General features: G+C 40.3%; 14 protein-coding genes and 1 pseudogene. 1 reads left to right on the forward strand and 14 read right to left on the reverse strand.

Going from position 1 to position 12853, the window contains the following annotated elements; all coding sequences use genetic code 11:
• Positions 1-193: 193 nt before the first annotated feature.
• The 14 genes and pseudogenes from R8695_RS16965 to R8695_RS17030 all read right to left on the reverse strand — a co-directional run bounded on the left by R8695_RS16965 (position 194) and on the right by R8695_RS17030 (position 12315).
• The gene (locus tag R8695_RS16965; RefSeq protein ID WP_154780132.1) at positions 194-2164 is read right to left on the reverse strand and encodes an ATP-binding protein; all 1971 of its coding nucleotides are present in this window, start codon (positions 2162-2164) and stop codon (positions 194-196) included.
• A gap of 90 nt (positions 2165-2254) precedes the next feature.
• On the reverse strand, positions 2255-2836 hold the full coding sequence (locus R8695_RS16970) for a ParB/RepB/Spo0J family partition protein (RefSeq protein WP_154780133.1): 582 nt from the start codon (positions 2834-2836) through the stop codon (positions 2255-2257).
• A gap of 81 nt (positions 2837-2917) precedes the next feature.
• Positions 2918-3697 carry an HNH endonuclease gene (locus tag R8695_RS16975; protein WP_243139491.1) on the reverse strand — a complete coding sequence of 260 codons (780 nt, stop codon included), beginning with the start codon at positions 3695-3697 and terminating at the stop codon, positions 2918-2920.
• 152 nt (positions 3698-3849) lie between these two features.
• On the reverse strand, positions 3850-5106 hold the full coding sequence (gene ltrA, locus R8695_RS16980; RefSeq protein WP_022380659.1) for a group II intron reverse transcriptase/maturase: 1257 nt from the start codon (positions 5104-5106) through the stop codon (positions 3850-3852).
• A 30-nt stretch (positions 5107-5136) separates the two neighbouring features.
• Positions 5137-5325 (reverse strand): hypothetical protein, encoded by a 189-nt coding sequence (locus tag R8695_RS16985; protein ID WP_008704419.1) that lies wholly within the window; start codon positions 5323-5325, stop codon positions 5137-5139.
• A gap of 576 nt (positions 5326-5901) precedes the next feature.
• Positions 5902-6601: pseudogene (locus R8695_RS16990) on the reverse strand (reverse transcriptase domain-containing protein); the annotation flags it as partial.
• Positions 6602-7265: 664 nt separating this feature from the next.
• Positions 7266-7598: a ParB N-terminal domain-containing protein gene (locus R8695_RS16995; protein WP_154780135.1), complete on the reverse strand. Its 333-nt coding sequence runs from the start codon at positions 7596-7598 to the stop codon at positions 7266-7268.
• Positions 7599-8341: 743 nt separating this feature from the next.
• Positions 8342-8746 (reverse strand): arsenate reductase ArsC, encoded by a 405-nt coding sequence (locus R8695_RS17000; RefSeq protein WP_118512163.1) that lies wholly within the window; start codon positions 8744-8746, stop codon positions 8342-8344.
• Positions 8739-9293 carry a DUF5714 domain-containing protein gene (locus R8695_RS17005; protein WP_015526525.1) on the reverse strand — a complete coding sequence of 185 codons (555 nt, stop codon included), beginning with the start codon at positions 9291-9293 and terminating at the stop codon, positions 8739-8741. Before R8695_RS17005 ends, R8695_RS17000 begins: the two co-directional genes overlap by 8 nt.
• Before the next feature lie 102 nt (positions 9294-9395).
• Complete coding sequence (locus tag R8695_RS17010; protein WP_082413811.1) at positions 9396-9698, reverse strand: ArsR/SmtB family transcription factor; 303 nt, start codon at positions 9696-9698, stop codon at positions 9396-9398.
• A gap of 121 nt (positions 9699-9819) precedes the next feature.
• On the reverse strand, positions 9820-10728 hold the full coding sequence (locus R8695_RS17015) for a radical SAM mobile pair protein B (RefSeq protein ID WP_154780136.1): 909 nt from the start codon (positions 10726-10728) through the stop codon (positions 9820-9822).
• Entirely contained in the window at positions 10716-11405 is a 690-nt protein-coding gene (locus R8695_RS17020) for a radical SAM mobile pair protein A (protein WP_154780137.1), read from the reverse strand. The genes R8695_RS17015 and R8695_RS17020 overlap by 13 nt, the downstream gene beginning before the upstream one ends.
• A complete protein-coding gene (locus tag R8695_RS17025) occupies positions 11402-11839 on the reverse strand; it encodes a radical SAM mobile pair system MarR family transcriptional regulator (protein ID WP_015567822.1) in 438 nt (145 codons plus the stop codon). Before R8695_RS17025 ends, R8695_RS17020 begins: the two co-directional genes overlap by 4 nt.
• A 143-nt stretch (positions 11840-11982) precedes the next feature.
• Positions 11983-12315, reverse strand: coding sequence for a winged helix-turn-helix transcriptional regulator (locus tag R8695_RS17030; RefSeq protein ID WP_008373705.1), 333 nt, complete (start codon positions 12313-12315; stop codon positions 11983-11985).
• Between the two features lie 140 nt (positions 12316-12455).
• On the opposite strand from R8695_RS17030, the gene R8695_RS17035 reads away from it, so the two are divergent.
• On the forward strand, positions 12456-12809 hold the full coding sequence (locus R8695_RS17035; RefSeq protein WP_004614173.1) for a cupin domain-containing protein: 354 nt from the start codon (positions 12456-12458) through the stop codon (positions 12807-12809).
• Positions 12810-12853: the final 44 nt, after the last annotated feature.

Consider the following 12853-nt stretch of genomic DNA (forward strand, 5'->3'; position numbering starts at 1 on the left):
CAAAAAAGGAGAAACTGCACTGCCTTTCCTGGCCAGATACAGTTCCACCTCTTTGCATTCCTTTTTTGTTATTTAATGTATTCTTTTATTAACATCTGATCTTTTAGACAATGCTTAAATACTTTGTTATAAGGGATTCAGATACCGTCATTTTTTTCTCACTAATGATGCGATTTTCCTGGTGCTCAGGCATTTATCCGTCATTTTGTTTCTGCTTCAGTTCCTTTGCCAAACATGTGTCACGTTTAATGTATTTAGCGATTGTATCAGTTAATTCCTCCATGTTAATCGGCTTGGAAATATGGTCATTCATGCCTGAATCCAGGGATTCCTGAATATCATCTATAAAAGCATTTGCAGACAAAGCTATAATTGGAATCGTAACTGCATCGGATCGCTCTATACCTAGGGCTCGAATGGCTTTCGTTGCTTGGTGTCCATCCATGTTTGGCATCATAATATCCATCAAAATAAGATCGTATGTGTCTCGTGGATGATTTTTAAACAAATTCACGACTTCTTTTCCATCTGATGCGCGTGTTACGGTCATACCGGCATCTTCTAGCATTATCGTAGCAAGTTCAGCATTTAGATCATTATCCTCTGCCATAAGAACATGAACACCTGTCAAATCTCTATGTAGAGGTTGTTTTTGTTTTGATTGAATAACTTGTTCTGTCAACTCCAGTGGAATCTCCACAGTGAATGTAGTACCTACACCTTTTTTGCTCTCAACAGCAATTGAACCGCCCATCATATCTATATGTTTTTTTGTGATGGCCATGCCAAGACCGGTTCCCTTATATTTGGTTCTGGCATTAGCATCATCTTCTTGTGAAAACGGCTTGAATAATTCTTTCTGGAACTCTTCACTCATGCCAATACCATTATCTTGAACAACATAACGAATTATGATATGTTTCTCATCCGTTCCGGGGTAACTGCTGATATCCAAAGTAATCTTTCCACCGTCCTTTGTGAATTTCACAGCATTGCCAAGAAGATTCACCAGGACTTCTCGAATACGCGTAACATCCGCAAGGACATATGGGTTCTTTGGTCTTTCTCGATGTACTTCAAACTTAAGATCTCGGTTATAAAGAAGTCCATTCATAATCGCCTGGACGTTATCTGTCAATTGAGTAATATCCACTGGCTCAGGCGAAATGATAACTTTTCCACTTTCAATGCGACTAAAATCCAGAACGTCATTCAACAAAGAGAGAAGATGATTCGAACTTTTTTGAACTTTCTCCAAGCTATCATGAATATCTGAAACCGTGTTCTGATGAAGCGCAATGTTTGTAAATCCAATAATGGCATTCATCGGCGTTCTGATGTCATGGCTAATATTAAGCAAAAACGCAGATTTTGCTTTGTTGGCAGCATCTGCTTCCTCAGCGGCGTTCATTAATAATTGTTTTTGTTTTTGCTCTTCTGCCTTGCTTTTCTGGTAAACATAATAGGTATATAGACAAATTAAAAGCAATACAGCTCCTGCGACTAAACCGCAGATGATGGAAATATGATTCGTCTCTTCAACCATTCCATAAGCTGATTGCATATCCATTTCAATGCAAAATGCGCCAATGATTTCTCCTGTCCCATCATGATTTGCGCTTACAGGATAGCAAGCCGTAAAAATCGGACCCCATGTTGTATCAATGATATCCTGAGAGTACACATTCTCCCCAGAAATAGCCCTATCAATATACGGAACCATTTCTTCCTCAATATAATCTCCAGGTCGTCTTACATCATCCGCATCCGGATCCAAACCGTCTACCACATAAACGAGTTTTCCTTCTTCATTTTTTGTAGCGGTGTAAATATATCGAGTAGAATTCAGTGTTCTGATTTCATTGAAATATGAAGAAATATCCTTATATAATTGCTTCTTTTCATCAGATTGATCTTTGATTTGAGCAAAATCTTCTTTTCCAATTTTTCCATTCACAAGCTTATGTACTGCATCTGCACTCTCTGTATCACGCGCAATTTCTGTTTCAAGGGCGGTCTTAGTGTAAGAACTTTGCAGGATAAATGTATACAGTGCTATTACAAAAATTATCAAAAGCCCCATAAGCACAAGGATACTACCTGTATTCTTCAGTCTAAGGAATTTCTTTTTCTTCAAATTAACTCCTTCTTTTGTTTTCTTCATGTCGTTCACTCATATCCTCTCTTCATTCTCTTCCAAATGTTCCGAACATTTTATTATATCACAGCAACATATTGTTCCGCTATTATTTTTTCAAGACATATGTCTATGACAAATGCTCAGTATCTCTTCTTTCATTTCTGCCGGGGTATATGATTTCGGAAAATACCGATACAGTTGTTCGTTGTTAAACATCACTCTGGTAATTTCCCCTTTTTTGATCTCACCCATGATCTCTCTCATTTTTGTTCCAGTCAGCTTTTTCTCCCGGCTTAATTTCTTTATTCTCTGTGCCTGGGAAATGGATGGGACTGCCTGTGTATACTCCATAGCATCTATAAATTCCTTTTGTTCCTCTATCGTTAAATACGAAAGTTCCACAGCCGGGTTAAATGAAAGTTCTCCGTTATCCAGCTTTTCCAGTAACTCAGAAATCAGATCCGTCAACTTCAGATACCGCTGTACCTGTTTTGCACTGTCACCAAATTCTTCACCAATGATTTCTACTGTCTTTTTTCCTTTCAACGGGTAGTCAGACTGGCTACTTTTTCTTCTTCCTCCGGTTCGCTTCATAGCTTCATTCTTCATCTTATAAGCAAAAGCCTTTTCACTGAATGTGATCTGCTGCCTCTGTAAATTGTAGGCTAAGACCACAGCGCCTTGCCTTGTTACCAAGGTAGGTTTCCATAGCCTCGCCCCGAAACCGTACGTACACCTCTCGATGTATACGGCTTCCCATTTATCATAGTCTTTCAGTTATTTCGTAATCATGGCATAACAGTTTGGACAAACTGCAAGTGTCTTGCGACGCTTAGTCAACATAATAGTGTTCCATTCATTGTCCGCTTTGATTGATTTCAAAGACTTCACATGATGCATGCATATATCTCCTGTGTTTTCTCCACATAGTTCACATACACCCAGCTTAATCCTTGTTCTCAAATAATTTGGATTATCATACTTGACGTATTGTGGTAAGAGGTCGGGTTCGAAGCTACAGGCGTAGCGTTTCTTCTTGAATCCATCATGATAGAACTCACAGTATTTTAACCCTTTCTTTGTATTATAAGGAACCATAAAAATTCCATTCCTACGGTATTTTCTCTGTATCTTGTAAACGCTCTTTTGATATTTAAGTCCAAAGGTCTTATACATGCTATATTCCAAGATGAATGCAAAGTTTTTGATGACTGTTGCATTTTCCGCTATCGAATAGTAATTATATATACCTCTAATCTCGGCATTCACCTGTGATACTATTTCCACATCGGTCATGTGAACCATATTGCCTCTGTGGTGAGAATCCCATATTTCTTTGCCATTTTCATCATACCTAATCCTAAGTGCACCATACTCTATTAGCTTAGCTTGCCACTTATCCCTTGGAGCGTATAATTTGATTCTGCCCGTATGAGTTTTCCTTAACTGATGCTTTGAATCATACATTAGTGCTGAATTCTTGGCTGTAGTAATGTCGTAGCCTAGGAATCTGGCTTTATCTTGACTATGCGTGATTTTGGTCTTTTCTTCGGACATCTCAAGATGCAGAGTATCCTCGAGAAATACTCTGAATTTATCTTTTATTTCAGAGGCATCCTCGAATGAACCAATGACTCCTATTAAGAAGTAGGTAGACCCAAGGAACCTCCCCTTGAGTCCCCATCAGAACCGTACGTGAGCCTCTCGACTCATACGGCTCCCTCTCCAACAGATGGTAATATTCCAAATTTCCAGTGTGCAAACAAGTTTCTGTCTCTTCTGGCTACTGCACCAAGCCAGTGCTCGGCTCTGCTTCTCGTGTTTTTCTTTTTATAACTTCGTCGTACCCATTTAATCAGACATTGATTGATATAACGCAACACCTCATAAAATTCTGACTTATAATAGTGTGTGTAGTAGTTAATCCATCCTTGCACTACTTTGTTTATCATGTTCCCAATATCTTTTAATGAGAGATCCGCCTTTAACTGTATCTTCCATTCTCTGATCTTCTGTTTCATAGCAGTTTTGGCTTTTTCACTGACCGCAGGCGTAAAGCCTACAAAGAACTTTCCTTCTTTATTCTTATTTAGCCTTGGTCTGAACGTATATCCCAGAAAAGTGAATTGGGTACAACTATAGTTTTGTGGCCTTCGGTTATCCTTGCAGTAGACAATACGTGTCTTTTCTTTATTCAGTTCCAATCCAAACTGCTGAAAACGTTCTTCCAGTTTCTGCTTTATAAATGCAGCCTGCTTGTACGATTGGCAGTGCAGTACTCCATCATCAGCATATCTTTCCCACCAGATGTTCGGATATGCTTTTGTCATAAAGTCATCAAATACATAGTGAAGAAATAGATTTGCAAGCACAGGACTGATAACTCCACCCTGAGGTGTTCCTGACCTGCGTTCAGCAACCGAGCCATCACTCATGATGAACGGCACTGTAAGCCAACGTTTTATATAAAGTATCAGCCATTTTATTTGCGTATGTTTCTCAACCATGTACATCAGATATCCATGTTTGATGTTATCAAAGAGCCCTTTGATATCTAATTCCAATACCCAGTCTCTTTTAAAACATCTTTCCCTTGCTTGTCCTACTGCCTGAATTGCAGATTTGTTCGGACGGTATCCATATGAGTCATTGTAAAACATTGGTTCAACCAGCGGTTCAAAGTACATCTTCGCAACCATTTGTGCGATTCTGTCTTCTACTGTTGGAATTCCCAAAATTCTGATTCCACCATTTTTCTTGGGTATTGCTACTGCCCTTACAGGCTTCGGGAAATAACTTCCTGATGCCATCCGGTTCCATAGTTTATACAGGTTGTTATTAAGATGCTCCTCAAACTCTTTTATGGTTTGTTCATCTGCCCCGTAACTTCCTGCGTTTTCCTTTACCGCCTGAAAAGCTGCAATTACAGCCTTCTTTGAAATATCAAACTGTTTTGCTTCGCTCATAAGCTCCTCCTTATTCCTAAGTTGACTTATTTACTCTGCTTGGATACTGTGGCTTCTTCGCTCTGTTTTCTTTTCAGAAACCCTCTTCACTACTACAAGCCACTCTGCCCCTATGACTGTATCAGTACTCTGTACCTTGCGGTTCGTCCACTTGGCACTCTCCCTTAACACCAGCCCGTAGGTTCCCACGTTCCATATGAATGCCTGAACAGTGTTCATGCCACCTTTACGCCGTCCACCGCATAACCAGTAAATAGGCTCCCGTTATGCTTATCCCAGGTTAACGACTGACCCCCTGGTTTTGATGGAGTCTCTACGCTTTCGACGTTTTCGTAAGTGGTTCACAGCTTCGTTCATCTCCACTGTCCACACCTGACTGTTTTGTACAGCCTTTTCTCTGACGCTCAGTACCATAGCTTTTGACTACAGCACCTCAGAGTGATTTGAAACCTCCACCTATATAGCGGTTCCGATGGGCCTGCCATCATCATTCACACAGCATGGCTATACTTGTTTGACATCATGTCACAAGTTTCCGCCTTCGTGGCGCACAATCATCCGCATATCTACAGTAGACCAAACTTTTGTAGTCTTCATTATTTGCTCGCTTACTTGGTAAGCTGTGCTTATAGCTAATGGCATCTTTTTGCAGACGCAGAGCTTCTTTTCTTTGTTGCTCATTCCAACTGTCCCAGTTTGCTCGGTTTCTTCTTCTGATGTAGTACAGCTTGCTTGCGGCTCGTGAGTATTCAAGGTTATCCTTTGATTTTCCCTTGCTAAATTCTTTCTTTAGACGTTCTGCAAACTCATCCAATTTTGACAGATAGATATTTGCTAACATAGGGCTCACGCCTGAACCTTGGGGTGTTCCTGAAAATGTACAATTGTACACCCATTGCTCCATATATCCAGCTTTCAGCATTTTCCATATGAGAGCCAAGAAGTTTTCATCCTCGATTCTCTCCCTCAGAATGTTTACTAGCACATGATGGTCGAAGCTGTCGAAGCATGCATGTATATCACCTTCTACGAACCAAGTGATTCCGGTGAACTGATTTTGTATCTGCTGTAAAGCAGAGTGACAGCTTCTGTTAGGTCTGAATCCATGAGAATAATCTGAAAAGTTAGGCTCATATATGCTCTCAAGAATCATTTTGACCACTTCTTGTACTAATTTGTCTTCTGTTGATGGTATTCCTAGCGGGCGTTTCTTTGTGCTATTTTTCTTTTCAATGTACACACGCCTTGCAGGGTTTGGCTGATAGCTGAAATCTTTGAGACTTTCTATAAGCGCATTGATACGTTTTTCACTCATTCCGTCTAAGCTTTTGCCATCTACACCAGGTGTCATACTTCCTTGCGATTGGCTTATGTTTTTATAAGCTAAGAAGTAAAACTCTGGGTTGTATAAATTCCGATATAATCTCTTGAATTTATACTCTTTGTTTGTTGTTTTTTCTGAAAGACTTTTCAATACCTTTACTGGTTCTCTCAATGTCTCACACATCCTTCCTCGTTTTAGTATTGAACGATAAACTGCCGCCCTTCGCCATGTGGGCGTTATTATTCGCTTCCGTTTTTACGGCTATCCTTGTCAATCCAAGGTCCGCGGACTACTACGACGGCTCCGTTACCATGCTGAATATTCAGAGTCATCTCTCTTGCTTTTTACACTTGAGATTTATCACCTTTCGGCATTACTCATAGCCCATGGGCATTTCAGTTTAGGTAATCCCCGTTTAGCATCATTATGATAAGTTGTACTATTGTCGGTATGGGAGTTTTTGTCATTTTCCATTACTTATGGCTAGCTTGCATCGATTATCCCACGGATTGCAGACAGCAAAATACTAATCCGCCAATGCACCACCGTAACATCTTCCCTTCGGTGTGGAGATGGTTAGCTCCAGCCTCTGACTTTCCTTCAAGCAGTGTAGCCTTCATCCTCATATAGTACCTTTCGCCTCGACACTCAGTCGCAGCTTGGAAGCTTCGCTGACTTGTGCCTTTACAAACGTGCTGTTGTCCCCTTTATGTTTCCACTCGAGGTTAGTTGTTGGCGATAAGATTGTGTTTTTCACACTTGATAATTTTTCTTATTGCTTTCTCAGAGCAAAATCATAATGACCCACGCCGCTTGGGTGTCCACCCCAAGCGCCTTACGGGCGCACGGAATCCACCATACTTAAAATGGAATCATCTTCACTTAATACTCGGATAATTACCGGTACTTTACGGTATCCCAGCTTCTCCGCAGCATGTTTTCTTCTGTGTCCGGAAATAATCTCATAAACACCATCTGGAATCGGTCGTACAATCAGCGGATTTATGATTCCGTATTTCTCAACACTCGCACTGAGCCGAATCATTTCCTGATCCATCCAAATCTTAAACGGAGGGTTCTTAAAGGTCCGCAGACGTTCCAGCTGAATCTCTATGATTTTTTCGCCATTTTCTGGAACTGATGCACTTCGTGTATCCACTGTATCCATATCTTTCCTCCATTTCTTATCTGCAACAGGCTTTCTGTTGACCTTAGTTCTCACTAAGCAAAGATTCTATTGTATTCACACCTAATAACTTACCGCCGGATATTTCCCTTCCTCTTTTTTCTTATCTGAGCTTGAATTTACATCCACTTTCTCAAATAAACAGCTGGCTTTTCTCTTTTATTAGAATTTCGATTTATTTCCAGCTATTATACCAGCAGTGCGTTTTATTAGACAGCGGCTAATAGGATTCTTTCCGTATTAGCTGATATTCCATTCCATTTTCCCTCTGAAAAAACAAAAAAGCGGAAATTATATTAGAAATTTTTCTAATACATTCCGCTTTTGATAGGACGTCCCGTGCGGGAATCGAACCCACATCTAGTGCTTAGGAGCTCGAGATACCACTGTAAATACATACAATGATTAGTCAACCTAAGTCAAGGAAATCCTTGGTTTTCCTAACTATTCTGTTACTCCCTGTCAAAATAAGAAAACCTGTTTTCATCTCTGTAAAGCACCTTTCGGTGCTCGGAGCACCCGGAGGATATAACCATTCCGTTCCATCGAGTTCACTCAGTTGGCCACCATTACGATTCAGCTTCGTAACAATGATCACTTGGTTTTCTTATTAGATTAACTATATTATAACGTGCTGTAGGTCGGATGTCGATGATTTTTTGACCATATTTATTGTTTTATATGTTATTTCTCTACTAGTTCTGTAAACTGGAATCTGATGCTGTCTACCTCTTATCCAATCCATTTTTTAATTTCAAAATATCTTTTCTGATTTTTTCAATGACTGTCTTAAATTCCTCATCACTTTTTCCTGTTGGATCTTCAAGTCCCCAGTTATCATCAAACGGTCTTCCTATAAATGGACATCCCACATTACACCCCATTGATATTGCAATATCCGGATTTGGAATATCACTAACCAGCTTACTGAACTGCCCATCTGCTTCCATATCTATATTATATAATTCCTTCATAATACGGACAGCATCTTGGTTAATCTGTGGTTTTGTTTCTGTACCCGCCGAATAACTTTGAAACACATCTGATGCCAGATGTCTTCCAAAAGCCTCAGCAATCTGACTTCGGCAGGAATTATGGACACAAATAAATGCCACTTTTACATTACTCATGAAATGGACACCTCTCCTTTATACACTGCTCATTAAAATCTGTGAATCCACATTGCATTTGTTCGTATTGCAATGTTACTCCATAATGAGCATTCACATAATCAATACCATTCTTAAATGCTATCATTGCATCTCTCTTACAGCATCTTGGTCCGTTTATGGCTCCTAATTCTCCGATTGCTTTCGAGGTAAACTGCATATGATTTCCCCATGTTCCATCTGTTGAAAGCGGACCTGTTCCGTCGATGATTGCAAGTGCAGCGCCAATGGATGTGATTGCTCCGCATATTCCCCATAAACCACACATTGCTCCCGGCATCCGAAGTCCTTCTGACATCAGCCTGTCCAATGCCTGTTCTAAGTCTATCTCTCCACCTGCGTTTTTGTAGGCTACTAGCAAACTTGCACCATCTAATATATGGTGTTCCGGTCCATGAATGCTGATATATTCCTTCTCTGCAATCTGCTTAAAAATAACAACCGGATTTGTTCCCTGTTCTTTCTTTATATCTTTTACAATCAGTTCTGCTTTTTCTCTTACTGTCATAGAAACCTTCCTTTCGTCTTATTTGCAATACACCGATGATCATGCATAGAATGACCCACACAGATAAATACTTTTGAAAAACTTCATCTTAGCATTTCCCATCTAACAACAGCTATCTTTTTTGTCACAGCATGACTCACATGTCAAACTGCCAATAAAATTCTTGAATTCTAATAAAGTATCACAATTCAAAGAGTAATGATGCCATTTACCTTCTTTGCGATCATTTACCAATCCACATTCCACCAGTATCTTCATATGATGAGACAGGGTTGGCTGTGTAATTTCAAATTTTTCCAAGAGCCTGCATCCACATTTTTCGCCATCTGACAACATTTGCACTATTTCTAATCTGTTTGAATCTCCAAGTGCCTTGCAGATTAATGCAACATTTGTTAGTTCCATTTCATTTACCTCGCATTGATATTTATCTATGTGTGTAGATTAGCATATACATAGATAATTATCAATGTGTTTTTATAAAATAAAGCCATACATTTTCATGTACAGCTTTAAAAACTTGAATTTAGCGATTTCTTTTTCCGGTATTCTCTGTCCCACGGATTTCCTCATGATAGAAATAATCTACGATCACCGGATGCCCCTGCGGGACTCTGCCATAAGGCATTTCATTATCCACAAAGGCACAATCATACTTCTTAGCCATTTTCTCAGCTTTTACTTCAAGTGCTTCAAAGTAGCTGCGGTTATGCTTGTTATAGATCTCGTCGTAAAGTGGTACAAGATCAGGATATTTTCCGGCGATATAATCCATAATTGTCTTTTTGAAACCGCCTCGAAGATTGAGATTTTCGAGCCAGAACAGATCGCACTGATTCTTTACCCGCTCAAAGATTGCTTCAAAATCCGTGATACCGGGGAATACCGGGGATACGAAACAGACTGTACGGATACCTGCTTCATATACCTGCTTCATAGCAGAGATACGGCACTCAATGCTCGAAGCAGAGTCCATATCGTTCTTGAAATTTTCATCTAGTGTGTTGATCGACCATGAAACGGTTACACGTCCAAGCTTCTTCAGCAGATCAATATCCCGTACCACAAGATCCGACTTTGTGCAAATCAGAATATCTGCGTCACTGCCGATCAGCTGCTCCAGAAGTTTTCTGGTATTCCCGAATTGCTCCTCCTGTGGATTGTAGCCATCTGTCACAGAACCGATGACCACCCGCTGTCCGGCATATTTCTTCGGATTTTTAATTTCCGGCCAATGCTTCACATCAAGGAAAGTGCCCCATTCCTCCTTGTGCCCGGTAAAGCGCTTCATAAAAGAAGCATAGCAATACTTGCAGGCATGTGTACAGCCCACATAGGGATTGACCGAGTAACCGCCTACCGGCAGACTAGACTTAGTCATGATGTTCTTTGTTTCTACCTCACGAATGAGGATTCCATTCATTACTTCTTCCATGATTTCTGTACCTCTAACACTTTATTAAATTCTTCCGGCATTTCCTGAATCATATTTTCATCCCCTATGATAGGGACAAGGTCTTCCTTCATAAACACCGGAATGCCGAACTTATGTGCCTGGTCCGCCAGAGACCATGCCCATTCCGGCTCCGTATGAATCTTCCTGCTCTGAGCTCCGGTCATGGTGCCGACAACGATCCAATTGATTCCGGAAAGGTCAACTGTGCCGGGATCGTCGAATAACGGCTCAAAGGTAACATGGTAATGTTTTGCTCTGACGTTTTTCCGAAGGGCGTCGATACGCCACAGTTCTGCTTTCCTCGTCACCGTAACGCCAAACCATGCGTTTTCCAGATCGGTATCAAAATTCAGCAAATCAGGTCGCTTGGTAAGGAACAGGAACTGATGCTGTGGATTTTCACGGATCTTTGCAAATACCTCGTCTCTCCATTCCGGCTTCCATCCGGAGAGATCGCTCATCCCGGTAAGAAGAAAGTTCTGCGGACGTTTCTTTTCCATCATCTTGAACTTACCCGGAAAGAATTCAGGGTCAGCGAAGTCATCAATCATATGCCAGCGTTTCACGTTGTTGCGGGCATAGCAATATGTACACCCCACTGTGCAGCCAATGACGATATTCATGTTCTGAATCTGATCTTTGATACAAATACTCATGACTTCTGCCACTCCTCAAGATTCTTTCTGATGCGGTCGAGGCATTCCTCAAACCGGGTAATTTCTTCCTCTGAAAAACCTTTGTAGTAAATACTGCCCATCTCATCAGATACAGAATCGTACTCGCCCTTTAAGGCATGTGCTTTCTCAGTCAGAAACAGGAGTGTTTTCCTTTTGTCCGTTTTAGACTGAACACGGCTTATCAGCCCTTGATTTTCCATTCTTTCCAGCATCGTAGTAAGAGATGTTATCGCTAATCCGCATTTAGTCGAGAGTGACCTGATTGAGATACCATCCTCCTGCCACAGCACATAAAGAATACGCCCCTGGGCTCCATTAAACGCATCAATATTCTTTTCGCTGAGAATCTTCTCAAAAATCCGGTCTCCAAGCTGTTTTATTTTGGTGACAAGAAATCCTCCATTCATTTCCATACAAAAGCTCCTATATAGTAATTTATTAAAAACATACTATATAGGAGCTTTATTGTCAAGAGTTTATATGTCTTAATAGGTAAATTCCGTTTTTTTCAATTCTCCAAACTGGAATTGTTCGAGCTTTTCAAATACTAACGTCCTTAATTCTGTTCAATAATTGATTTATAGTAGTTACCAAAGTCAGCAAGTGAATTAACAATTGGAAGCATTTTTGTTCCGAGTTCCGTTAAGCCGTATTCAACTCTCGGTGGCTGCTCATGGTAATCGTGGCGATATGCCAGCCCATCACTCATCATTTGTCTTAAACTATCTGTCAAAACTTTTTGTGAAATACCATCTATACTTCGTTGTAGCTCATTGAATCTCCATGGACGCTCTTTCAAGTTACGCAAAATCAGCAGTTTCCATTTTCCTCCGATAAGAGATACTGCTGTTGCAACTGGACATTCCGGTAATTCTTCTTTTGCTCGCATAATTCTCACCTCCGAGTCTATTGTAACACATTCATTTTTGAGTGTACAGTTACAAAAAGGTGCGTACTTGTTTTTGTATGTGTCTCACACTATACTAATACCAAGCAACCAGAAACTACAAATTAACTATGGAGGTTATTATGGCAAATTACACAAAAACAACTATTGGAAAGGAAAACCGAATTGAGCTGCATGAAAAGTTGTCTTTAACAGGTGCAGAAATCAGTTTAAACGAACTACCTGCAGGAGCAAATGTCCCATTTGTTCATTCTCATAAAGAAAATGAAGAAATCTATGGAATTCTTTCAGGTAACGGCAAAGCCATAATTGATGGAGAAGAAATCAGTCTTTCAACTGGAGACTGGCTAAAAATCGCACCTGCTGCAAAGCGTCAGTTTTTTGCATCCGATATTTCTGGAATTACTTATATCTGCATTCAGGTAAAAGAAAATTCTCTGGAACATTTTACAGCAGAGGATGCCGTAATCGGCTAATTAAAGTATTTATTTACAAAAATGCACAGTTCACGATAAGCTAA

Source organism: Blautia luti, from assembly GCF_033096465.1.
In the GTDB taxonomy this organism is placed as follows: Bacteria; Bacillota; Clostridia; order Lachnospirales; family Lachnospiraceae; genus Blautia_A; species Blautia_A luti.